Annotated in this window: 23 protein-coding genes; 14 read left to right on the plus strand and 9 right to left on the minus strand. The window is 50.6% G+C overall.

Annotated elements, in window-relative coordinates:
* Nucleotides 1-107 precede the first annotated feature (107 nt).
* From QU595_RS13790 to QU595_RS13810, 5 genes are all read left to right on the plus strand, one after another.
* On the plus strand, nucleotides 108-2,396 hold the full coding sequence (locus QU595_RS13790; protein WP_315922852.1) for an ATP-binding protein: 2,289 nt from the start codon (nucleotides 108-110) through the stop codon (nucleotides 2,394-2,396).
* 2 nt (nucleotides 2,397-2,398) lie between these two features.
* Complete coding sequence (locus QU595_RS13795) at nucleotides 2,399-3,043, plus strand: hypothetical protein (RefSeq protein ID WP_315922855.1); 645 nt, start codon at nucleotides 2,399-2,401, stop codon at nucleotides 3,041-3,043.
* 21 nt (nucleotides 3,044-3,064) lie between these two features.
* On the plus strand, nucleotides 3,065-3,424 hold the full coding sequence (locus QU595_RS13800) for a hypothetical protein (protein ID WP_315922857.1): 360 nt from the start codon (nucleotides 3,065-3,067) through the stop codon (nucleotides 3,422-3,424).
* Nucleotides 3,425-3,869: 445 nt separating this feature from the next.
* Entirely contained in the window at nucleotides 3,870-4,433 is a 564-nt protein-coding gene (locus QU595_RS13805) for a hypothetical protein (RefSeq protein ID WP_315922859.1), read from the plus strand.
* 72 nt (nucleotides 4,434-4,505) lie between these two features.
* Nucleotides 4,506-5,381, plus strand: coding sequence for a hypothetical protein (locus QU595_RS13810; RefSeq protein ID WP_315922861.1), 876 nt, complete (start codon nucleotides 4,506-4,508; stop codon nucleotides 5,379-5,381).
* On the opposite strand, the gene QU595_RS13815 is transcribed toward QU595_RS13810, so the two are convergent.
* Complete coding sequence (locus QU595_RS13815; protein WP_315922863.1) at nucleotides 5,371-5,751, minus strand: hypothetical protein; 381 nt, start codon at nucleotides 5,749-5,751, stop codon at nucleotides 5,371-5,373. The genes QU595_RS13810 and QU595_RS13815 overlap by 11 nt on opposite strands.
* Nucleotides 5,752-5,781: 30 nt before the next feature.
* Entirely contained in the window at nucleotides 5,782-6,843 is a 1,062-nt protein-coding gene (locus QU595_RS13820; protein WP_315922865.1) for a site-specific integrase, read from the minus strand.
* A 152-nt stretch (nucleotides 6,844-6,995) separates the two neighbouring features.
* On the opposite strand from QU595_RS13820, the gene QU595_RS13825 reads away from it, so the two are divergent.
* Both QU595_RS13825 and QU595_RS13830 read left to right on the plus strand, forming a co-directional pair.
* On the plus strand, nucleotides 6,996-8,165 hold the full coding sequence (locus tag QU595_RS13825; RefSeq protein ID WP_315922867.1) for an SdrD B-like domain-containing protein: 1,170 nt from the start codon (nucleotides 6,996-6,998) through the stop codon (nucleotides 8,163-8,165).
* A gap of 67 nt (nucleotides 8,166-8,232) precedes the next feature.
* Complete coding sequence (locus QU595_RS13830; RefSeq protein WP_315922869.1) at nucleotides 8,233-8,667, plus strand: hypothetical protein; 435 nt, start codon at nucleotides 8,233-8,235, stop codon at nucleotides 8,665-8,667.
* Nucleotides 8,668-8,850: 183 nt separating this feature from the next.
* On the opposite strand, the gene QU595_RS13835 is transcribed toward QU595_RS13830, so the two are convergent.
* Nucleotides 8,851-9,213 (minus strand): hypothetical protein, encoded by a 363-nt coding sequence (locus QU595_RS13835; RefSeq protein WP_315922871.1) that lies wholly within the window; start codon nucleotides 9,211-9,213, stop codon nucleotides 8,851-8,853.
* Between the two features lie 59 nt (nucleotides 9,214-9,272).
* Nucleotides 9,273-9,578: a DUF1476 domain-containing protein gene (locus QU595_RS13840; protein ID WP_315922873.1), complete on the minus strand. Its 306-nt coding sequence runs from the start codon at nucleotides 9,576-9,578 to the stop codon at nucleotides 9,273-9,275.
* A 550-nt stretch (nucleotides 9,579-10,128) separates the two neighbouring features.
* On the opposite strand from QU595_RS13840, the gene QU595_RS13845 reads away from it, so the two are divergent.
* From QU595_RS13845 to QU595_RS13860, 4 genes are read left to right on the plus strand one after another with little or no spacing between them, the layout of a single operon-like run.
* On the plus strand, nucleotides 10,129-11,103 hold the full coding sequence (locus QU595_RS13845) for a hypothetical protein (RefSeq protein ID WP_315922874.1): 975 nt from the start codon (nucleotides 10,129-10,131) through the stop codon (nucleotides 11,101-11,103).
* Nucleotides 11,085-11,366, plus strand: coding sequence for a hypothetical protein (locus QU595_RS13850; protein WP_315922876.1), 282 nt, complete (start codon nucleotides 11,085-11,087; stop codon nucleotides 11,364-11,366). Before QU595_RS13845 ends, QU595_RS13850 begins: the two co-directional genes overlap by 19 nt.
* A gap of 3 nt (nucleotides 11,367-11,369) precedes the next feature.
* Nucleotides 11,370-12,389: a transglycosylase SLT domain-containing protein gene (locus QU595_RS13855; protein WP_315922878.1), complete on the plus strand. Its 1,020-nt coding sequence runs from the start codon at nucleotides 11,370-11,372 to the stop codon at nucleotides 12,387-12,389.
* Nucleotides 12,386-13,087, plus strand: coding sequence for an endonuclease/exonuclease/phosphatase family protein (locus QU595_RS13860; RefSeq protein WP_315922880.1), 702 nt, complete (start codon nucleotides 12,386-12,388; stop codon nucleotides 13,085-13,087). The genes QU595_RS13855 and QU595_RS13860 overlap by 4 nt, the downstream gene beginning before the upstream one ends.
* Here the strand turns inward: QU595_RS13860 and QU595_RS13865 are convergent.
* Entirely contained in the window at nucleotides 13,065-13,772 is a 708-nt protein-coding gene (locus QU595_RS13865) for a hypothetical protein (protein ID WP_315922882.1), read from the minus strand. The two genes, QU595_RS13860 and QU595_RS13865, sit on opposite strands and share 23 nt — an antisense overlap.
* A 246-nt stretch (nucleotides 13,773-14,018) precedes the next feature.
* Between QU595_RS13865 and QU595_RS13870 the strand changes: the two genes are divergently transcribed.
* From QU595_RS13870 to QU595_RS13880, 3 genes are read left to right on the plus strand one after another with little or no spacing between them, the layout of a single operon-like run.
* Entirely contained in the window at nucleotides 14,019-14,432 is a 414-nt protein-coding gene (locus QU595_RS13870) for a hypothetical protein (protein WP_315922884.1), read from the plus strand.
* Between the two features lie 11 nt (nucleotides 14,433-14,443).
* Nucleotides 14,444-15,883, plus strand: coding sequence for an extensin family protein (locus tag QU595_RS13875; RefSeq protein ID WP_315922886.1), 1,440 nt, complete (start codon nucleotides 14,444-14,446; stop codon nucleotides 15,881-15,883).
* Complete coding sequence (locus tag QU595_RS13880) at nucleotides 15,880-16,482, plus strand: hypothetical protein (RefSeq protein ID WP_315922888.1); 603 nt, start codon at nucleotides 15,880-15,882, stop codon at nucleotides 16,480-16,482. Before QU595_RS13875 ends, QU595_RS13880 begins: the two co-directional genes overlap by 4 nt.
* A 169-nt stretch (nucleotides 16,483-16,651) precedes the next feature.
* Here the strand turns inward: QU595_RS13880 and QU595_RS13885 are convergent, their stop codons facing one another.
* From QU595_RS13885 to QU595_RS13900, 4 genes are all read right to left on the minus strand, one after another.
* On the minus strand, nucleotides 16,652-18,049 hold the full coding sequence (locus QU595_RS13885) for a hypothetical protein (protein WP_315922890.1): 1,398 nt from the start codon (nucleotides 18,047-18,049) through the stop codon (nucleotides 16,652-16,654).
* Nucleotides 18,050-18,131: 82 nt separating this feature from the next.
* Nucleotides 18,132-20,879 carry a DNA gyrase subunit A gene (gyrA, locus tag QU595_RS13890; RefSeq protein ID WP_315922892.1) on the minus strand — a complete coding sequence of 916 codons (2,748 nt, stop codon included), beginning with the start codon at nucleotides 20,877-20,879 and terminating at the stop codon, nucleotides 18,132-18,134.
* A gap of 43 nt (nucleotides 20,880-20,922) precedes the next feature.
* Complete coding sequence (locus QU595_RS13895) at nucleotides 20,923-21,576, minus strand: hypothetical protein (RefSeq protein WP_315922894.1); 654 nt, start codon at nucleotides 21,574-21,576, stop codon at nucleotides 20,923-20,925.
* Nucleotides 21,577-21,765: 189 nt separating this feature from the next.
* Entirely contained in the window at nucleotides 21,766-22,113 is a 348-nt protein-coding gene (locus tag QU595_RS13900) for a hypothetical protein (RefSeq protein WP_315922896.1), read from the minus strand.
* Nucleotides 22,114-22,221 lie beyond the last annotated feature (108 nt).

Consider the following 22,221-nt stretch of genomic DNA (forward strand, 5'->3'; position numbering starts at 1 on the left):
ACAAGCCGACGCATTTGTCGGTTTCATCCTTCGGGCACAAAATGGGGAACGATCACAACTTGACAGGCCGAGCCACATCATGTGCCTATCTCGGCATGGAGACGAGCATGGAAATCAGCCGCGTCACGACGCCCAAAGAGTTCTTCGTCAAGGAACGCGACTCCTTCTATTCCCTGTGGACGCTTTCGTTCTGGAGAGAGTTCTTCCAAAACTCGGTGGACGCGGGTTCCAAGAACATAAGCATCGAGATAAGCGCGGAAAAAGGCCGAGGCGAGTTCGATAAGATCGGCGATGCCAACAAGCAAATAACGCGCGTCGTGTTCACTGACGACGGTTGCGGAATGACTGAGGAGGTCCTCAACAAGGTCTACTTCGCTATTGGTCAGACCACGAAAAATGATGGTTCAAGCGTTGGTGGCTACGGCCGCGCTCGACTGATGACCTGCTTCTCCCAAGACCGTTATTCGATCCTTACCAAAGATCGATTCGTTATGGGCAATGGCCCAGACTATGTGAACTTCAGCCTCGACGAGGCGGAAGCCGAACTCCTGAAAGCACTCGACGAACTGCCTGAGCCAGCTGGAGACGACGACGAAAGCCGGATCAATCATGAAGTAAGCCGTGCTGGCCTTCGTCGGGATCTACGGATGGTGCAAGAGGCAAAGGCGCTCGGCGGCTTCAACGGTTGTCGTGTTGAGGTCGACCTGGACCAATCCACTGGCAATTACAGAAACAAACCGACGACGGAAACGATGAATGAGCGGCTCAGGACATATCTGTCTGAAAGCCAGATCAAGCCTAACGTCACCATCAATGGTAAGACGCCGGAAGAATACTACGAGACCGAGAACAAGATTCAGGCTCGTCGTGGGCAAACCAAGCGCACACTCGCAACCGAAGTCGACGGTCAAATGACGGAATTCGCCACCGTCCACATCAGCGAAAGCGATAAGGCCATCCACAAGGGAAAGGCGATTATCCGCGTCGACGGCGCGTCAATGTACACTGTTTCGCTTGACCCAGAGGTCCAGGTGATCATCGAGATCAACCCTAAGCTCTCGCGTCTAGCACTCACCTCCAATCGAGATGGCATGAAGGAAGGCTTCAGCGATGCCCTCCATAAGTTCATCACCGAGCTGAACATCGACAACACGTCGGCTCTGGCAGATAAGGTTAGTAAGGACAACTACAAGATCAAGGGCGATAAGGGGATGCTGATTGCTACCCTGCCAAGCCTGTCCAACATCACCTCTGATAATCTGTCGTTCGAGGAAGAACACGCAGCAGTGGAAATATCGACACGCGTAAAATCATCCTCGGTGAACACTCTTGAAGACCTTAAGGAACGAGGGATCTCGCAGGATGCAATTGAGGAACTGGTCAAGAAAACTCATTGGGGCGAGAGCATCGTTTCAAAGATGCGGTGGTCTTATGATTTCCCGCTAAAGAACGACGTCGAACAGTTCATAAACTCCGTTCAGGACAGAATATATGAAGGCGATGCCAAGGCCGACATCTTCCTGAAGTACGCTTCCGCTCCGCTCAAGGAATGGGTCATCCAGACGCTTGGCAACCGCAATGAAAAAGCGCTTGAACAGTCCAAGGCCGAGAACGAACAGCGCCTGAAGGACATGAATGACGTTTTCATCTCTGTTGTGTCCACCAACGAGAAGACGCGCGCAGCCATTCGTCGAAACGATCCGAGGAAATGGGATATTGCAACTGGAAAGGGCCGAGTGCCTCGCGCTCTGCTATCTTCTTGGACTGCTGCATGCTCGGTAGCTGTTGAGACCCTAATGAGAGCCAGACCGTCGACGAGCGACTTTCGATGGACGACTGGGTGGGTATATTCGGTGCCAGAAGAAACCTTCCAAGGCGACAGATCCAGATCCGTATCGATTGAGGCCATGTGCTCTCTGAAAGACAGCGAGTACAAGTTCCTTCTCAATCCGATCAAGGAAGACGGTGTTCTTCGTTACTCAGTGACGGATGCCAAGGATCGTCAGCACTTGCAGGCACTTGCCATGCATGAAGTCGCCCACGTTCTGGAACACTACCACAATGAGTCTTATGCGGGCGTTCTGACCGACCTGATGATCAACTACGACTTCAGCGAAGCCAACAAGCGCATGAAGGAGTCAGTGAAGGCGGTTCTCTCTGCTTACGAAAGCGGCAGAGCAGTCGTCCAGCCAATGGACAAGGAGCCAGGTCCGCGACCAGCGGAACGCCTGATGGCTCTCGCTACGGCGAACGATCCAGAAGCAGCAGGGGAAGCGATTACCTACAACGAGGACGGCACGTATCAAGTCGACACCGAGCGTCTGCAGGATCACGTCCAAGGCTACGACTATGCCCCCGACGACGCGAACGAAGTACAGTTCGGATACGGAAGATAAACATGTCCAGTATCCCGACATTTGACGAACTCATTACCGAAGAATGGTTCAACCAAGGAATGGAAAACGGAAACTTCGTTCCTGGTCATGGATCGGATATTGGCGAGCTGATTGCCGATATCCAAGACGGGGCAGCATGGCTTCCAGCCTGCCCAGATCACCTGAAGAATGTTGATGTGATTGAAGCTGGCGACGATCCAGAAATGCGTGCGGTCATTTGGCAATGGCTTGAGAAACGATATGCCGAAGTCATCGAAAATCTGCCGAAAGGCGAGCAGCTAAAACTTTATCGTGTTATGCGTGTCGATGATGATTGGATCGACGACCTGAAAACAGGAGAAGTCACCACGGGCATTTACTTTAGTGATGATCCATACGTGGACGGCGGCTTCTGGCTTGATCAGGAAAAGCCCAACGAAATTAGATTGGAAGTCACAGTTAATCGAAATGACGTAGATTGGCGTGGGACCATACTTGCCCGAATGGACTACATGACAGGCGATCAAGAAGCGGAAATTCGCATGAAAACGGACGCCCCTGTGATGGTTAATTCATTTTCTGACGATGACGATGCCTATGAAATACGGAAGTTACTTTCGACGGGACAGCATTGGCAAAAAGATGAATCGCCTTCATTCGTAATGTGAAAAACAAGAAAAGGAATAATGATGGCTAAGCTTTATTTATCAGACGACAGTCCTGAACTTCATGAAGGTGAAGATATCTCGCGCTCTCATATGTTCGTTTGCAAAAACCACATTGAAAGTGATGTCGATCTGGATGGACGAACCATCGCGTATGCAGCTGCCGTGCAGAACGATGGTGACAGGCTCGTGCTTGTAGAATTTTCAACGGAACCAAACGGAACAGGATTCTGGATTTCGCAACATATGCGAGCGCAGGATGCCGCAAATTTCCCTGTCGGAAAAGAGGTGACGCTTCACATGCGAAAGGGCAGCAGAAGCTTTCCAGAATATTTTGCTATCACAGACGGATTTTACGAAGAGGCCCTGAGTATGAAGCCCTAAGGAGCAGTTTTACGAGGCCCCTTCCCAATGTCAATCGTATGCTCAGGGTCCCGAAACAAGCTACAGATTCGATCCATTAAGGCAGGTCAGAAGCCTTCTTTACCCACTCCAATCCGATCCTCTTCGCGCAATCGGAGCCTACCGGAAGTGTTCCGTAGTCCTCAGGATAATTCTCTGGGATCAAGTGCTCATCTTCAGGATGCACAAAACAACATCCGTCAACCCAACGAGCATAAAACCTTGGCTTCCCCTTGATGTCCTTCTGGCAGACACAGCAATAAACGTCTGTTTTCGGAGAGCGACGAAAATCTGGGTCAGTGAAAATCGTGCGAAATGGATGGTTCATGCGCTGCATTTAGCCGAAGTTACGGAGAAATGTCAATAAATTCACGTTGACGGTCGAGGAAAATAATCAGAACCTTCTATAAGCTAGAAGGATGTCAAAATGACTGATACCAACCACAACAGCCTCAAGGCAGTGTTATCAGAACTTATTGAACGGATTACAACTGAGGGTTGGCAGAATCGTGCTAAGTTGATTTCGATTATTATCGAAAACTCCTATATTGCGGCATCGATAGAGGACCTCGAAAAAAATCGCTTTGAGGAATTCCATGAGAAAATCGTCAGGAAATCCGAAGACCTCATCGAAGGAATTGTGGAGCATGTTTTCGGCGAAGCGCGAGAAAATTCTGATATTTCCTTCCTAATCAAGCAATACGATTTCGTGTATCATCACTTGGAACAGCTCTTCACGAAATTTGAGGGCCATGCGTGCTGCGTCGACAAAACTCGCACAGTTCTCGCACGCCTTTTATTGAATAAGGCCTGTGGAGCAAGGATTGAGTTCGATTACAATGGAGAATGGACATACCATATTCCTAAGAAAATCCTGACTTCGCACGATGCCGTCATCGAATTTTTCGATGCGATGATCAACCTGTACTACGGTAGACATGAAAAATATCTGGCGATGCTAATAGCTCTTTCGGGGCGATCAAAATCATAATCCGCATGCGCATTCGCTGGCGTCTTGCATTCAACACATTCATGCTAACACCAACGGTAGCGGAATAGTGAAATGAAAACCCAGCTTGTTTATCGCGATACAGGACATATTCAGAACGGATTCAAAACGGTCATCACCGCTGGGTTCGCAGAGTTTCCTTTGGATGCCGAGTTGCCAGATGAAAAGAAAATCATCTCTTTAACGGGCTTCGAAAGGAATTCGGCCAATCCAGAATTGATTGCTACTGCTTCGCTGCCCTTGGAAGTCGTCGACAGTTGGGGCCATAGCGAGAACTATCAAGCGTACGGCATTGGAGATCTGGTAAGGCAATCCATCTGGAATGTGCCAGCCACTCGCGGCTCACTTCAGAGATTCTTCCGTCGTACGAACGTTGAACCGTCACAACCTGGTCTGGTAGTTATGGCTTTTGTTGGACTGACGGCATTCTCCCCTGACGATGAGATCGATGAAGACAATGTCTTCCAATTCCAATCCAATGGATTGGTTCAGGTCATCGAAGGGCGAATAGGCATTGAAGTGAAACCTGACTGGGGAACAGCTGGTTTTAAAGAACACATGCGCGGGAACGCAATAAGCGCATTACTCCGCCGATGCACATGGGGCTTTGGTGATGAACCTGTCGGCCTGATGTCAGAGATGGCTCTCGGCATCAATGAAAAGATGGATCGCTTTCGTGATCTCAAACTCGCAGACTCGATATCAACTGACGAATGGGACGAATATCATAAGCTCGAAAAAGAACTGCAGCGACACGGCCTTGTCTCTCAATACGAGCAAGAAGAGTTTGTCGAGTTCGTGAAGAAGCGCAATGAACGAGGATTGGTGTTTCCAAGCACGCACCCAGTTACCCGAAACCAGTTCATGCAATCGGAAGAAGCCTCAACAGAGATCATGCGCGAAATTATGACGTCTAGCTTCAGGCCTTGATAGGCGAGTGCAGGTGCTCGATTTGCAGTAGCGGCATTCGAATTCCTGCCGCTTCAAAGAGGTAGTCCTCTTCATCGAGACCGACATAGCCGAGGTTCACTCTTGCCTCGTCTGCGTTTGAGCCGATGGCACTCAACTCAGGCTTTCCTGTCGCCTTTGAGAAAGGAAGTGATACGGGGAACAGGCCATCATGGATATCGCATCCAGTGATGAGTTCCGCTTCGACGCAACCGATAAAATCCAAATCATCGATCCGAATGCTTTCGAAGCAACCGTCCACAAACGGCTTCATAGCCTCATCCTCGTTGGAGCCGATGGCATTGAGGTAGACCTCACCAGTGCGACGATCAAAAGGCACGCAAATTTTCATTGTTCCCCCCATTGTTCCCCCCATTGCTACCTACCCAGCAAGCGACGCCGTTTCGTTGTGAAGCGCTGCGCCCGATTGATGGTAGCCAGCTGCGACCTGAACCGTTTTATGTCGTGACAATGCCATAGCTTCGAGCAAGCTCTTTCCCTGAAGGCCTACTTCAGTCAAGAACCCTGAGCGCAGACTATGGCCAGCGTAAATTTCCGGATTGAGATCGGCCGCCTTAATACGAGCTTTCACGATCAGAGCTACTGCGCGATCCGACAAAGGCTTCTTTGAAACGTAGCCATAGCGGCTCACAGACCGGAAGATCGGCCCTTTAGTGATATTGGCCGCCTTCAGCCAAGCACGAAGAGCCTCAGCAGCTCGGCCCGTAATCGGCACGGTACCGCCATCGCCTTCCTGCTCTGTCTTGGTGATCCCGAGATGATAGATGTAGGAGTCGCCGACTTCTTCGAGGTTAAGCATCTCTGCTCCAACGATCTCGGAACGACGGCGTCCACCGCTTGACCACCCAAAGAGCAGCAATGCGGCGTCACGCAAATCCAGCATGCTTCCTGCTTCACAAGTCTCCAGCATCAGATCGAGCGTCTTTTTGATGACAGCCTTCTTTTTGTTCGGCCGCTCTCCGCGCCGAGCTGCTGCCTTTCGGGCCTTAGACAGAACTTGAGAGACAATCGGGTCCATAATCGGGCTAGGCAGGCCTTTCGTCTTGTGCAGCGCAGACAGAGCGGACACACGGCGATCAATCGTATTCATCGCATGCTTGCCAGGCTTCGTCTTGACGCCACGATCAATCAAATCCTGATCGACGTCCTCGTCCAACCCTTCCAGGTGGTCGACAACGAAACGTGCGACGACCTCAGGCGGCACCGGATAGATAGGTTCATCGGTCCAACCGATGGCCGAGCACCACGACCAAAAATATCGAAGATCCGATTCATAAGCTCGGCGCGTGTTTGGCGGAGTGCCGTCATCTATAACGCGACGCAGACGCTCGCGCGTACCCTGATCCAACACGAAACCCAACGAGCGCGACTGATCAGGATGCGCCGTCGTAATTTCTTTCCCTGTTGAACCATAATTGGCCATGCGAAGATGTCCGAATAAATAATTGTGAGGGCAATTATAAATTCAGTTTTAGCAAGGGCCAAAACGCCGAAGGAATTTAAACTGAAGGACGATTTATTGCCACGTCGTCCATCAAGCTCAATAATGAGAAATCTGAACTGGAGAAAATTGCCTTGAAAATATTACTAAGCACATTCATTGGCGCTGTAGTCGCACTCACTATTGCCACCCAAGCTGGGGCCGAGGATCGCATAGATTTCGATGCCCTTTCCAAGCAATACAACGGGAAAAGAGATTGGGGAGTGCCAGAAGCTGGCAAATTCGGACTTTCGTCCTTTGCCTATCAGGACATGAATGGCAACGGCGTCTACGAGTTAGGAGACAAGCCACTGGCTGACATCCCAGTAGCGCTGCTCGATGAGAGTGGGAACCTAATTGAGGTGAAGAAAACCAACGTTGACGGCTATGTGAATTTTTACGGGTCGAGCTTTGAGGGCATGAATGAAACCATCAGCAAACCCGGCCGATACTCGTTGCGTGTTCTCGTTCCTGATCAGTTCGACCTGACCACCGACACGCTGATGCAAACCGTGGAAGTGGCTCCTTTAGAAGGCTCGATTGGTGGTCTGATTGCCAATCATGTGCCGAGAATATCGGGGTTCAAGCGTAAACTCACCCTTGTTGGTCGAGCCACTGCCATCGACGACCTATCGGTAGAAACGACATCACCAGATGGCAGCAAACAAATGGCGAAGATCGATGCTGGCGGACGATTTGAACTACCCGTCACGAAGGGAAATTGGACGATCAAGTCCAAAGATCGAATGATCACCGCCGACGTCGCAGACACACCCGTCCAGTTGGCGAAGACATTCGGAACCGAGGCGACGACCCCAAGCGATCCGATTACAATAGTCACCTTCGACGACATGATCCGCGATGAAGGGGTGCTCAAGATTCCAAACGGCTACGCACACCTAGATTGGAATAACTGGGTCATCACGCACAAGCACTTCTACAAAGGCGCAGGCTACAAGAACGGTGCCGTCTCAGGAGATTATGTCGCCTACATTAGCTCTGGGCACCCAGCATCCATCTCGCGAACTGAGCCATTCGACTTCGTCGGCGGCTATTTCTCGGTTTCCTTCGACAGCGCTGAAGGTGAAGGCTTCGACGTCAAAGCCTATCGCGGCGATCAGCTGGTCTACCATGATGTGGTCGAACTATCCCGTTTCGGCCCCGTCCACTTCATGGCCGATTACCGAGGCATTACGAAGCTTGAGTTTTCCACGCAGCACTACTGGCAGGGGATTGCGGACGACCTGCAATTCAGGCTTCCCTGACAACAAGCCGCCCGCTTGTCCCATTCATCCTCGGCCTCAATAGTGAAACAAAGCCGAGGATGTCGATATGTCTCCAGATGAATTCAGTGTACTGAAAATCGCAGCACAGGACCCAACCAAGCCGTCTGGCGGTGGCCCAGCGTTCGTTGAAGCTATCAGCGATGACTCGAAGACGCTGCTCTACGGCTACACCTCAGATCGCAACACCCACCACGTCTATCAGGACGGCTGGCAGATTCATCTCGTCGTCTACAATTTTCACAATGAGGTCATCAACCAGGTGAGCGACAACTCGCTTCCTCTGGCGACCATCATGCCTGATAAGCGCCTTTACGGAGAAGCGTGCGACTTCGCATTCTGCAAAGAGCTGCAGGAAGCAGGTGTTCGGTTGCCGTTCACGAACTACAACTTCAGCTCCTACCAGAAGCACGAGGGCAAGGCCTTCATCGGAAAAACGCTTGAAGACCTTGGTGTTGAGATTAGCAGACCGTTCAGTATCTGATTATTAAACGCGAAGCTGTTTCACCCACATAGACACATCGGCCGAGCTTCAGGTCTTCCCCGGCGAGGAGGTCTCAGTCCGCCTCAGAGAGGCAATCACCGCAGGTCAGGGCCTGAGGCCTTAACGCTCACGAAGCCAGCTTTCCGAACGTGACAAATTGAAAGGGCCTCGCGGCCCCTTTTCTTATTCCGAAGTAACCCGCTCTAAATATGATTTAAGAAAAGACATACCAAATCCTGATGACCATTGAGGCACCTCGAAATATCCAGAAGCCTTCCAATATATTAGATAGTCCGCTTCTGGAGTTCCGCTAACACTAACCGGAGTTGCGTAAAGGGTACCCGCATGATCCAGTTCATCTGGAAGAATCTCCTCAATTCGCCACGAGACAACTCGATCATGAGGAACATGGATACTAAGATCATTCAAATTATCTGAAGCAATCACTTTGGCAAATGCGGCACGGTTTTCCTCTCCGACCCATAAAATATAAACTTCTTCATTTGCAGGCACATAAGTGATTTTTCGAACGTCTTTATTATTCATCGACATTGACTCCAAAGACTGCGAATTAGTTAAAGTTCGGGGCCTCGCGGCCCCTTTTCTTATTCCGAAGTGACTTGCGCTTCTGCCACTTTCAGCAGATTTTCCATCTGAGCACGCACATCGGCCTCCGAGACGCCGAGATCGGCGACAACCTTGCGAAGAACGCCTGCTCCGCCTGGAGCTTCGACGTCAGCAGCAACCACTTCGCCAGCATACGCGGAAGCGGCTTCACCTGACTTACCCAGCTTCTCAGCCGCCCACAGACCCAGCAACTTGTTACGGCGTGCCGTGATACGGAAACGCAGGCCCTCGTCGTGGGCAAATTTGTTTTCAAAAGAATTACGTCGTTCGTCCAAACCGCTCATTGGTCCCTCATCGTTAATTTGACGTCGTGCAAACAAGGAAGTTGCAGGCACATTTAAATGATAATTCGTGCAATCTGCGGTGACAACCGATTCATTTATACAAATTATGGACAAGCCCTTGAAAATTGTGGGGAAACATTGAATCGATGAACTTAACTGGAATTAAGTTCAAAACCCTATGATGCCAATCATTAAATGCGACGTCGAATTCGGTGCTGCTTCACTGCGATTTCGAGCAATTTTCGGGCCGAAAACCATAGTAACCATAATAACTTACCAACTACCGATAAGGAAGGTTATCGGAAGCTAGAAAAGGGGTGCTGCGTATCACGGATATGGTGCTATACGGCAGCGACGTCAATATACAGGTTGCCTGATTATTCAATTCATATGACACTTGTGTAGTTAAGGACATTTAACTTCATTACCGCCCCTATGCTCTTGTTTGTTTTGTTTACAAATCGAGCGCCAACCAACAGTGAGGTCGATTTATTGAATGAGTGATCAAACTGAATGTCTTTCAGACAACTGACTGGACGTGGATACGCATTTGAATCACAATTTTCAGATGGAAGAATTAGACAAAGACCTGATCCCTGCGGATGATCGACGTGGTTTCATTGAAGCTGCGATGGCGATCACACGTCTTGATGAAGCTCAACGCCACTTACAGTCCAGCGATTTGATTTACGCCCCTGGAGCCAGACGCCGAGAAGCGATGGCGATTGCGGCTGTTGATGGCGCAATCGCTCGAATGGAATCCCTCTGTCGAGTGATTGGCGATCCGGAGATCACAAACGTCGAGCGAGGTTCTCGCGTGGCTGCAGATATCTACGCTGCCCTCCGCCTGGTTGAAGCATGGCCAGAGGAAGGTCCAACAACTTCTGACGTGGTCGAACTCTTCTCAACGGCAGATGCGTCGACCGGACGCCTGATGCGCCCAGACATCCAGTGGAGCATCGAGGAAGACTCGATGTGGATCGTGGAGCAGATAAAGGTCCTCAACGAAAGCTGTGACCCATGGACTGCAGTGGAAACCATCCGAACGGTTTGGGCTTCTGGACGCTTCCTAGGTACATCGAGAAGAATGGCGCTTCTGATCGCATCGTGGGTGATAGCCAAGGGCTTCCAGTGTCGCTGGCCAACCTATGGCCTCTCCGATGAAGTGAAATCCAATCTCGACCGTTTCCGAGATGCAGCTCAGATCAGTCATCATTGGAGCAGTGAGCTGACCAGCGCCTTGAGAGCCGGGTTCGCTAAGGAGCGACAGAAGCTCAAGGACGTACACGCAGAGCGCGCGGCCTTATTAGCTCTATGCCCGCCAACGAGAACTTCATCGAGCATCGAACCAGCGATCAATTTTGTGTTCGAATTCCCAACCTTTACAGCAAAGCTGTTTGCTAGCCGTCTCGACATCACCCCTCGCGGGGCCAAGGTGGTGCTGGACCGACTTCTCGAAACCAATGTCATTGAAGTCGATGCAGGAGCAAGAAATAGGAAATTCACATGTCGCAGAGTGCTGTAATCAAGAAATTCATGCAACTGACGTCCATTGGCCTTCAGGCGGTGAACATTAATCTCGATATCGTCGAAGAAGAGAACTGCGTAATCGTCAGGGATTATATCGTAGATTTCGAAAGTGGGATTCAAGTTTTCAACGCAAATTCGCCTGAGGTTCCCTTTGCAACATTCCCTTCGGATGCCATTTCGAGTGCTGTTTCATTTATATGCATTCAAATTGCCACTGGGATCATTACCCGGTCCATTGAAGACGCCGAAAACGCTTAAAACTTGAAAACGGACATATATCCGCACAATATTGATTATTCACACACGAAAAGAGCGCTAATACCAATGCTGCCAAGGTTTATCAGCCTGTCTTTGACAGCCATTTTTCTTTTCTTATCGGCTTCAATTGCAACGGCCCAGAACTGGTACACCGTTCGCGATTCCGCGATGAAACTCGCAGAGCAGGGCAGGGCACAGCAGGCATATTCTGTCGTCGTAGGTACTAGGGCGTCAGGTGAGAACCTATTCGATAAAGAATTCGTGGCTGGATGGATCGCCTTGAGGAAACTGAACCGCCCAGACGTCGCTACTACTCACTTCTCAAAAATGGCCATGTCAACGGTCACTATTAAAGGAGCGGAGAAGAATGCGGCCGCAAAGGCAAAGGCTGGATATTGGCTTGGACGCGCACTTAAGCAGAATGGAAGGTCGGAAGAAGCAAAGCGCCTGTTCAAAGCATCTGTAGCTTATCCAAACACCTTCTACGGACAGCTATCTGCCTCCGAAATCGGCTATAAAATTGGATACGACCAAGTTAAGCATCTAGCGTCGTCATACCCCATAAGGCAGCTATATTGGTATGACACCCGCGTGAGAAAAGAATTTGTTCACGCGATTATCCGAGAGGAATCTCGCTTCAACCAAAACGCTCTCAGCAACAAGGCAGCCAGAGGTATGATGCAGGTTCTCGACGGGACGGCCCGTGGGGTTGGCAAAAATGCTGGCGTAAATATCGACACAAATATGATGAGAAACAATGCCGACTACAACATCGTCGTCGGCTCTAGGTATCTTGCTGACCAGATGTCGAAATACAACAACGCAATGCTTGCCGCTGCAGCCTACAATGCAGGTCCTGCCAGGCCCGATGAATGGCTTGGACGTTTCGGAGACCCAAGAGGAGGATCGGTAGATCCTGTTGATTGGGCTGAAAGCATTCCATTCCGTGAAACACGCGATTACGTCCAGAAGGTGATTGGCTCCTACGTCACCTATTTAGCCTTGGAGAGCAGGGGAAAATGATTGTTAGGGCACTGAGCTGGAACATCCACAAATGTGTTGGAAGTGACCAAAAACGGTGTTCAACCCGCATTCTTTCAACGATCAAGGAAATATCACCAGATATCGCAATCCTTCAGGAGGTCGACCGAAAGGTTGGTCGCAAACGAGCGACTTTGCCCATAAATGACCTGGAACAGCTTTCTGGAATGCGAGCCATATTATCGGAAGCCTGCCCTAACCGTTCTATCGGGTGGCGTGGAAATCTGCTTTTGGTGAAACCTGGCATCGTTTGTCTAAAGCAAACCAACATTTCCCTGCCATCTTTAGAGCCTCGCGGCGCTGTAATCTGGGAACTGGAAAAGGATGGACTATCTTTTGATGCTGTCGGCATGCACCTCGGACTTCTCGGCATCAACAGGCGAAGACAGGTAGGTGCAATCGCATCAGTCATTGCAATGAAAGCACCAATCCCAACGATAGTTGCAGGTGATTCAAATGATTGGTGGGGAAAAAGTATGGAGTTTTCAGTTCTCGAAAATGTTTTGGGAAGCCAAGCTATTAAGCTCAAAACGTTCCCTGCAAAAAAGCCGATTTTCGCTTTAGACAGAACTCTTGCGGGCCGAGGGGCGCATATTGAAGACCAACAGGTGATCAGAAACGTCACCGCCTCAGATCACCTGCCATTGCTCACCGAAATTAGAATCGACGAGGTTTCGTAAACTGAACACTAGCCTGCTGGATAACAGGCCCTGGAGCCTCAACAACAGGAGACGGCACTGCCCGAACCGGACGTGCGCGCTTTGGAGCTGCCTTCGGTTTTGGACTTGCAGCAGGCGCTGCATATGCGACTTCTACACCGATATCTGGATAACGCGTGGTCAGCTCATCCGTCTGAGCGGTATAAATCCTCGACGGAGCTTGAGCCTCTGAAGCGATAGCGACTGGCGTCACATCAAATTTTTCTTCAGTGATTTCACGCGGGCGCGCAGTTGGGGTAGGGGCCACCGTACTCAAGGCCAGCATCACAGGATCGGCGGGCTGCGAAGGCTGAACTGTTCGCTTCTCGCGATCCAAGGTTTTTGATTTCGGTTGCGGCGAACGCTGATGTTGCTGAATGCTGGCAATGAGGGTTGTGGGTTCCGCAGCAGGAGTCACTCGATTTCCACCGACATTCGAAGATGGCACAAGACCTCTCGGCCCCACAGACGAACCTTCAAGTTTTGCCACCAATTGAGTAACAGCCTGACTTGGCTTGGTGGAGTTCATAATCTCCGCAACCTTGGTAGTTTGTGTTGGAGCAGATGGATTACGAGTGTTGAGGCCGCCCGCAACCAGAATTCCCTTGATATCGTTCTGAACGGCAACGGATTTCGGGGCCTTGTAGATACCGCTAAACGTCTTCACGTGTGACGATGCCGAAGTAGCCTTCTGTGTCGCAGACGAACAGCCTGCCACAGCCACCAACGCGGCAGTCGCTAGACATGACTGAATGAATTTCATGCTACGCATTTTCAATCCCGTGTGGCATTATTCTCACATATATTATTCACGATGAGCCAATGGTTCAACCCCAAATTACCTTGACTTGAGCATAGGCAGGTAGAATCATTGAAATAATAATGCGGCAAATTGCGCGTGAAGGAGAAAATCATGAATTTTAAAACAAAATTATTGGCGTATCACGCAATAGCCGCAGCAATTGCCGTCATTCCAATGCAGTCGATGGCTTCTGATGTCGAGATCAAATACGAAAAATTCCCTCTTACCAGTCCTGAGGCTCAACAAATCTGGGCAGCAGAATCCAATGACGCCACTCCTCTCGGAGAAGAAAAACCGTGGGCGATGATCGCCAAGGTGAAGGTGCCAGGGAAGAAGGACCTTGTCGTCAGTCAGCTCTTTTCATCGATGCACTGTGGCGGGATCGAATGCCCGATCAAAATTATGCAAGAGGGACTGGTAATTAGCGAGGGCATGGCGTGCGACGCCTATGAATATCATGAGCTTTCCGATGACCACGAAGCTTTGATGGCTTGCGATGCAATTATCCCTCTTGATCTAAAATAAGGAGCTAGGGGATGAGAATAGCCTTTGTCAGCGCGCTGGCCATGTTAATATCCGCCAGCTCACTCTATCCAGCGACAGCCAATACCGCTGGCGGCACTCCAGGCGGCGGAGAGGTGGTGTCTGAAAATAAGTGCGACTTCAATGATATTTTGGCTGGCTTCGAATCAAAAGGAGCAGGCGGATACCAAGCTGAAAACCGATATGGCTACCTTGGTAAATATCAGATGGGCAAGTCAGCTTTGACCGATCTTGGCTACATGAAAAATGGAAGCTGGACAGGCAAGGATGGCATCTATTCGAAAGCTGACTTCAAAAACAGTCCAGCTGTCCAAGAAAAAGCCCAAGAATCCTGGAAGAGCTTGCTGGGCCAGAGAATGTCTGGTTCAAATTCGTTTCTCGGCTCAAATCTCAGCTGCGGCAAGCCGCTGACGCAGTCGGGAATGCTCATGGGCGCTCACCTTGTCGGCCCTGGCGGTGCCAGCGAATATCTCAAATCTGGCGGTTTCTGCGGCAAAGCGGGTCAGGTTTCACCAAGCGGCCATCGTCTTCGATACAACACCATCGACGGAAATAACACCTGCGCTGGAAAGTACATGTGCGCAGGATCAGGTTGCGAAACCATCTCAAAGGACATGAACAAAAAAACCTGCGAGGTCGTGATGCCGATGATCGAAGCGATCTCATGCGAAAAAATGCCTGCAGGTTTGCAAAGCTTCTGCAACACCTACAAGCCATATCTCATGACGCGCTCTGAGTGCTCGGACGCAGAAAGCATGGCGGAAAAGGCAGAGAAAGGCCCTAACAAGGAACAGTGCGAAAACCTTTCTTTCGGACCTGGCACGGGCAGTTGGTCATTCGTTCTTGCCTGCTCATTTGGTGGTGAGTTCGTTGCTGACCAAGACGGCCAGCAGAATCCTGACGGCCCGATGTCTGACCCAGCTTGTGTTGAAAAACTTAAGGGCATGGGTGTTCAGCCGCGCGTTCTTGGTCAGTATAACTACAGCACTGGCGGCCAAAGCTGTGTCGTCGAGAACGCCGTATCGGTTAACGGTGCTGCGGTTCCATTCGGTAAGTGGGTGACTATGACCTGTGACATGGCTGTTGCACTGGAACAGTGGGGCCAAAAACTGAAGGGTCTTGGGGTCACGGGCTATTCGGACGTGCAGTCCCTAAGCTGCCGCCAGATGCGCACCAAGAATGGGGTTAAGAAGAACATGTCAGAACACGGCTACGGCCGAGCAGTCGACATCCCAGGCCTCATCGTCGGAGGACGTCGCATCAGCTTTGGTATGATCCATAAGCCAGCCACTCCAGAAGGCGCAATCGTCGTACAGGCGAGGCAAATGGCTTGTGCCACTTTCCGTCAAGTCCTCTCGCCGCTCTGGAGCGAATATGCGGGCACGTATGCGCACTTCCATGTCGAGTGGGGCAAATACAGGAGTTGCAATTGACCGCGCTGAAAAAGTTGTTGCTTGCTTCGGTATTTTCGTTCGTTAGCTCGTATGCTTTCGCGGAATCCGTGGTGCTGAAGTTACCTGATGCCGAAGGTGAGATAGTCATCAAAGACGCCGCCGATGCGACCAACGTCGTTGGCCAAATTGAGGACGATCCCGAGATCGAAACCCACACCGACAAATTTCTTGAACGAGGATATAAGCTACCGAACTGGATCAATAGCGGCTCACTGGTAGATAAAGTCTACGAAGAATTAGCTGCACCCGATTACGAACAGAGGAATGGAAAGCCGAATCCTCTCGGTTTTGGCATTGAAATCGCTCAAGCCTATATCACTAAACGCGGCTTCTATGACCTAATAGTCGCCTCCAGAATGCCAGGTGATTGCAGTCCAGATGGTTGTCTATTCCAGATTTACAGCTTGATTGGACAACAATGGTTCAAACAGCTCGAATTTCATGCTTATGACATCGCATTTAAGGATGGGAAAGTGGAGGACGTGACACTCGTAGCAGCGATTGCCGAGGCATCGGGAAAAAGCAAAATCTTCACTTGGGACGGAGAGAAATTCGTCGAGTACGGCTCAAATAAATAGCAGAACCAGAACCTCATTACGATAAAAGACCTGCCATAATGATTGTGGCAGGCTTTTTAATTATGTGAGTGTTGTTTACGCAGTAATTGGCAGCGGCTCACCAACTAAAATGCTCAACAAAAAGCCCTCGGAGATTACCTCGCCGAGGGCTTTCGCATGCAATTGAAGATTACCTCTTCAGGAACGGCGGAGGGGCAAAAGGCTTACGAGGTTTTGGTGCCTCGGCCGCTTCCTTTTTCGGCTCTTCTTCAACCTTAACAGGTTCAATGACCGTTGCCTCACCCTTAGGTGCTTCTTCTGCCGCAACAGCCGGAGTCTCGGCGGCCGGAGCATCCTCCAGGAAGTTCATATCGTCGATATTGTCGACAACCGACACATCAGCAGAGGTGACTTCTTCCTCGCCGCTGATCGGGAATGTTTCATCATCAGAAATGCCAACGTAATCGTCGCTCTGATATTCCTCATAATCATCGACCATTTCGTCGTCATTGCCAGTATATTGGTCGAGGTCGTCAACGACATCCTCAACGATAGCCTCTTCCTCAGAAGGGTTTTCTGCAGCTTCCTCAATGAAGATCTCTTCGGCTGCAGGTGCTTCAGCGGACTTGATGGTAGCCACTACGGCAACTGGCTCTTCGATTGGGTCCACAACATCTTCATTGCCAGAGACTTCAGGAGCGGCTTCCTCAACGACAGCCACAACTGCCTCTTCAATCAGAACTTCCTCAGCTGGAAGAACGAACTTAATTTCGGCGGCCTGGTCTTCAACAGCCGTGATCACATTACCGAACGCGTCATAGACGCTCGCGTTGAATGCATCCTGCTCTGGATCGCGAGCGATATCCGACAAAAATGCGCGGAAATATTCGAGGTCTAGATGTGCACCTTCCTTGGCTGCTACGCTCGAAGCAATAGAGAGCGCGTCATTCAAAATGGCCTTAACAGCCTCAACACGGGCCACGTCAAAATCTGCGGTCGCCTCGTCAATGAGATCCACGATCTCGGAGATGTCAGCGTCATTTCCAGCAACAGAAGTCTGATCCTGCACTTCCGCTTCACCAGCTTCTGGTTCAGATGGGACAACAACCTCCACGGCGGCAGGCGCAACTTCAGCTACCGTCTCCGTAGCCGCATCACCAAGAGCCTCTTCAACGACTGCAGGCTCAACAGTAACAGGCGTTTCCGGCTTCGTTTCGCCAGACAGCTCCTCGGTTTCAGACGCTTCTTCGGACTTCTCCTTGCGCTTGCGGCGGACAGGTTTCTCGGCTGCTGGTGCGGTCGCCGTCACGGTGTCTTCGCCAGCAATCGCGCCAATCGCAAAAAGGGTCTGATTGATCTCTTCGATGGCCTTACGAGCCTTAGCCTTGGAGAGGCCTGCTTCTTCCATCTCAACCAGAACAGCATCAAACGCAGCATTCATATCGGAAAGATGCGATTTTGCCTCTTCAAGGCGCTGCTTTGCCTCTTCGATGCCAGCCCTGGCTTCTTCGACACCAGCCTTTGCCTTATCAACAGCAAGAGCGGCTTCACTACCCTTACCAATAATCAGATTTCGAAGATCGGTCATCTTTAATTGCTCCTGAATTTTTCGAATTATTCTGACAACTATTTTGGGTGACAAATTCGCATTCGTCACCCAAAAACATTATTTATTCCGCATTTTCTGAGGCATCGATTTCGATGTCAGCATCAGCGAGTGGTGTCACCACTTCGGAGTCGTCGATGTCATCCGCGCCGACCTTGGCAACACTCACGATGCGCTGACCTTCAGGTAGATGGAACATCTTGACGCCACGTGTCGCACGTCCCGTCTTGCGGACATCCTTGACGCGGGTACGAATTGCCTGGCCGCCGTCTGTAATCATGACGAGACCATCGTCATCAACCACAGGGAAACATGCAACGAGCGGACCAGTTGCGGCGCTAACGTTCGCAGCGGCGAAGCCCTTGGCACCACGAGCGGTCGTGCGGTACCCGTAAGCAGACGAGCGCTTACCGAAACCCTTTGCCGAGATCGTGAGCAGGAACTCTTCGTTTGCCCGCATTTCAGCCATGCGTTCATCAGACAGATCGACCGTATAGCTTTCACCAGTCTCCTGAAGATCGACCGTCGTACGGCCGCCCGCAAGATATGCCTTCCGCTCGTCGGCCGAAGCTGGGACATGCTTCAGGACGGATGCTGCAATGACTTCGTTTCCGTTTGCCAGCGTGATGGCCTTCACACCCGTACCATTACGGCTCTTGACTTCACGAACGTCATCAACTGGGAAGCGAACGCATTCCTTGTCGCGAGTAACAACGATCACGTCATCTTCGTTCGAGCAAAGCAGAACTTCAACCAGACGGCCTTCAGGGTTGCCATGCTCATCCTCTAGCTTGATGGCAATCTTGCCAGCCTTGTTGATACCCCAGAACGCCTTCGCATCATTACGACGGATCGAGCCAAAGTCAGTGACGAACACAAGGCTCTTGTTTTCCAACGCCGCTTCCTCTTCCGGCATCGCGATAACAGCCGAAATAGTTTCGCCTTCACGGAGCGGCACGAAGTTGACCAGAGGGCGGCCCTTCGAGGACGGTGCCCCTTCAGGCAGCTTGTAAGCCTTCAAAGAATGGGCGATGCCACGGCTAGTGAAGAAAACAAGTGGGGTCTTGGTCGTGCAAATGATGGTCGACTGAACAAAGTCGTCGTCCTTCGTTTCCATACCGTTGCGGCCCTTGCCACCACGCTTCTGCTCGCGATAAGCCGAAAGCTCAGTCGCCTTCACATAGCCAGACCTGCTGATCGTGATGACAATGTCACGGCGCTCGATGAGGTCTTCATCGTCGATGTCTTCAGCATCATACGGGCTGATTGCAGTAATACGCTCCGATGAGAATTTCGCACGAACTTCCTCGAACTCATTGCGAATTACGTCGTTCATTACGGAAATGTCGTTAAGGATCAGAATAAAACCCTGAATTTGTTGCGAAAGTTCACGGACCTTCGTCGCAACTTCATCACGCGCAATACCCGTCAAACGCGACAGACGCATTTCGAGAATAGTATCAGCTTGGATAACAGACAGCGTGAAAACTTCACCGACCGGATTATCGGGATCAGCTTCAAGGAGCAGCTGAGCGAAATCACCAGAAGTCGGGAATTCCATTGCCATCAACCGTGCACGAGCAGTTTCGACGTCTGGAGACGTCTTAATCGTGTTCACGATCTCATCAATCTTCGAAACGGCCGCGTACAATCCGAGTTGCTTGTGAAGAGCATCACGAGCCTGATTAAGTTCGAATTCAGTGCGGCGTCGAACTACGACACGGCGGAATGCGACAAATTCGTTCAGAATATCGAGAAGCGGCATTTCAAGCGGTTTGCCACGGCTATTTAGAACAGTTGCGTTGTAAGCGAACGACGATACGAGGCTCGTCTTCTTCTTGAGCGTGTTCAGAATGATATTCGGATCGACGTCGCGGCGAAGATCGATGGCAACCCGAAGCGGAGAAACTCGGTCGGCTTCGTCACGAATTTCGGTGATACCTTCGATCTCTTTCTTATTAGCCAACTCGGCGACACGCTCCTGGAAGGCCTTCGAACTATAGCCATACGGCAGTTCAGTCACGATGATCTGCGTCTTGCCATTCTTCAGTTCAACGATCTCTGCCTTGCCCGCGATGCGGATGGAACCTCGACCCGTGCGATAGGCTTCACGGATGCCACCAGTACCCTGAATGGTGCCAGCCGTTGGGAAGTCAGGTCCAGGAAGCACAGTCATGACTTCGTCAAGTGTGGCATTTGGATTGTCGAGAACCATCAGACAGGCGTCGAGCGTCTCGCCGAGGTTGTGTGGCGGAATATTCGTCGCCATGGCAACAGCAATGCCCTGCTGACCGTTGACTAGAAGGTTAGGAAAACGGACGGGGAGGACCTTCGGCTCCTGCTGGCGGCCATCGTAGTTCGGCTGCCAATCGACCGTATCCTTATCAATGTCGGCAACGGCATAATGGGCCAAGCGCGTCATACGCGACTCCGTATAACGCATTGCCGCCGCGCCATCGCCGTCACGAGAACCAAAGTTGCCCTGACCGTCGATCAACGGATGACGTTGCGACCAAGGCTGCGCCAGTCTGACCATCGTCTCATAAATTGCAGCATCGCCATGCGGGTGGTAATTACCCATGACATCACCGACGATCTTTGCGGACTTATTATACGCCCGACTTGCATGGTAACCCCCTTCGTTCATGGCATGAACGATACGGCGATGGACTGGCTTCATACCATCACGAACGTCAGGAACTGCACGACTCACGATAACGCTCATTGCATAGTTCAGATAAGAACTATTCATCATGTTCTCGATAGTCACATCGAGAATGCCAGTCTTTTCGTTATTTTGTTCGATTTCCATATCCATTCCTTCTATTTAATTCGTGTCTGGCACCTTCTCTCAGTTAAAAGAGAGAAGGCATGGGGCCAGAGCGATCCGCAGATGCGGGGGCAGAGATCGCAACTCGTTCTACCTCAAGGTCGACAGCAGGCTTGACTGGCGTCTGCTCAACAAACTGAACGCGCTCAGCCCGCAACCTTTCAGCTGCAGAATTCACAGATTCTACAACCTCATGCTGTTCTGCGCCGAATTCTGGAAAATCGGTTTCTTCAATTCCCAATTCTGGGGACGTTACAACAGATGCCTCAGCCAGAGCCGCCTGAACAGCGGCTTCAACGAGTGCCTCAATCTGAGCTTCCGTCGAGAAAAGAGGGTCAACCATCTTGAACAGTCGGGTGTTGATGCGGGCGTTCTGACTCAGGGACTTATTGTTCACCTTGTCAGCAATGATTACACCGTCCAAAACGGCCGATTCATCCGCATAGAACGTCGTTGCCTGCGCGTAGCCGTCGAATTGGCCCTTTACGTAGATTTCCTCAGCAATGACATGGCCATCGAATTTAATGCCAAGCGGCACCAAGAGTTTCTTGCAAACAATCGAGCCAGAGAAGTCTTCCTTCAGGCTGATCTGTTTATCATGATCACGGATCATTTTTTCTCGACTCATAAAAATCCCCATAAAAAGGCGACAAAAATCTGCATAAATTGTATTTGTCACGTCTATTTGTGTCAACAATGTTGAAGGAAATAAACGTTATTTAAAAGAAAAATAATTAGAGAGGCGGTTGGATTTAGAAAAATATGAGTCAGCGCAATGGGCGCGCATCTAAAACGAGATGAACCCCAGACGCAAATAAGAGGGCTGCATAGCCCCTGAGGGCGCTACAGAGGCTATGCGCAAAGTTTATCAGGCGATACGAGTCGCCTTGTCGTGGTTCTTAACAGCGCCCTTCATGCTCTCGGGGTATTCCAGAACGATCTCGACCTTCTTATCCATCATTCGGGGAGATCGAACTACAATGGTCGGCCGCTCGTTATTCGGTCCCACCATATCCGCATACTTGGCCCGATACTTCTTGGCCTGGCCTTCAAGGAGGCGGCGGGCTACCCGATTGACCTGAGATAGATCAAGCTTCGTTCCCCCGACCTCAAATCGAACCTGAATTTCCGAGTCATCAGCTTCCACCGGAACGACAATTTCCGCAGCGACTCCGACGTCTTCATGCTCGACGTTATGGATAGCGTTATCAGACATGGATTTATCCTTATTTTATTGCACATATTGATGATGAAGGATTTTCCACATCTGGCAAGCAGGCCTATAACAAAATGTCAGGAAAATGGATGTTATTCAGTAAAATGG

The organism is Mesorhizobium sp. SP-1A, assembly GCF_032460275.1.
GTDB lineage: Bacteria > Pseudomonadota > Alphaproteobacteria > Rhizobiales > Rhizobiaceae > Mesorhizobium.

Coding starts and splice junctions, on each gene's coding strand:
- QU595_RS13870 (WP_315922884.1), top strand. CDS start 14,019: ATGAATTTTAAAACAAAATTATTGGCGTATCACGCAATAGCCGCAGCA.
- QU595_RS13790 (WP_315922852.1), top strand. CDS start 108: ATGGAAATCAGCCGCGTCACGACGCCCAAAGAGTTCTTCGTCAAGGAA.
- QU595_RS13885 (WP_315922890.1), bottom strand. CDS start 18,049: ATGACCGATCTTCGAAATCTGATTATTGGTAAGGGTAGTGAAGCCGCT.
- QU595_RS13815 (WP_315922863.1), bottom strand. CDS start 5,751: ATGAAAATTTGCGTGCCTTTTGATCGTCGCACTGGTGAGGTCTACCTC.
- QU595_RS13835 (WP_315922871.1), bottom strand. CDS start 9,213: ATGAATAATAAAGACGTTCGAAAAATCACTTATGTGCCTGCAAATGAA.
- QU595_RS13820 (WP_315922865.1), bottom strand. CDS start 6,843: ATGGCCAATTATGGTTCAACAGGGAAAGAAATTACGACGGCGCATCCT.
- gyrA (WP_315922892.1), bottom strand. CDS start 20,879: ATGGAAATCGAACAAAATAACGAAAAGACTGGCATTCTCGATGTGACT.
- QU595_RS13795 (WP_315922855.1), top strand. CDS start 2,399: ATGTCCAGTATCCCGACATTTGACGAACTCATTACCGAAGAATGGTTC.
- QU595_RS13900 (WP_315922896.1), bottom strand. CDS start 22,113: ATGTCTGATAACGCTATCCATAACGTCGAGCATGAAGACGTCGGAGTC.
- QU595_RS13810 (WP_315922861.1), top strand. CDS start 4,506: ATGAAAACCCAGCTTGTTTATCGCGATACAGGACATATTCAGAACGGA.
- QU595_RS13830 (WP_315922869.1), top strand. CDS start 8,233: ATGTCTCCAGATGAATTCAGTGTACTGAAAATCGCAGCACAGGACCCA.
- QU595_RS13800 (WP_315922857.1), top strand. CDS start 3,065: ATGGCTAAGCTTTATTTATCAGACGACAGTCCTGAACTTCATGAAGGT.
- QU595_RS13850 (WP_315922876.1), top strand. CDS start 11,085: ATGTCGCAGAGTGCTGTAATCAAGAAATTCATGCAACTGACGTCCATT.
- QU595_RS13875 (WP_315922886.1), top strand. CDS start 14,444: ATGAGAATAGCCTTTGTCAGCGCGCTGGCCATGTTAATATCCGCCAGC.
- QU595_RS13805 (WP_315922859.1), top strand. CDS start 3,870: ATGACTGATACCAACCACAACAGCCTCAAGGCAGTGTTATCAGAACTT.
- QU595_RS13860 (WP_315922880.1), top strand. CDS start 12,386: ATGATTGTTAGGGCACTGAGCTGGAACATCCACAAATGTGTTGGAAGT.
- QU595_RS13840 (WP_315922873.1), bottom strand. CDS start 9,578: ATGAGCGGTTTGGACGAACGACGTAATTCTTTTGAAAACAAATTTGCC.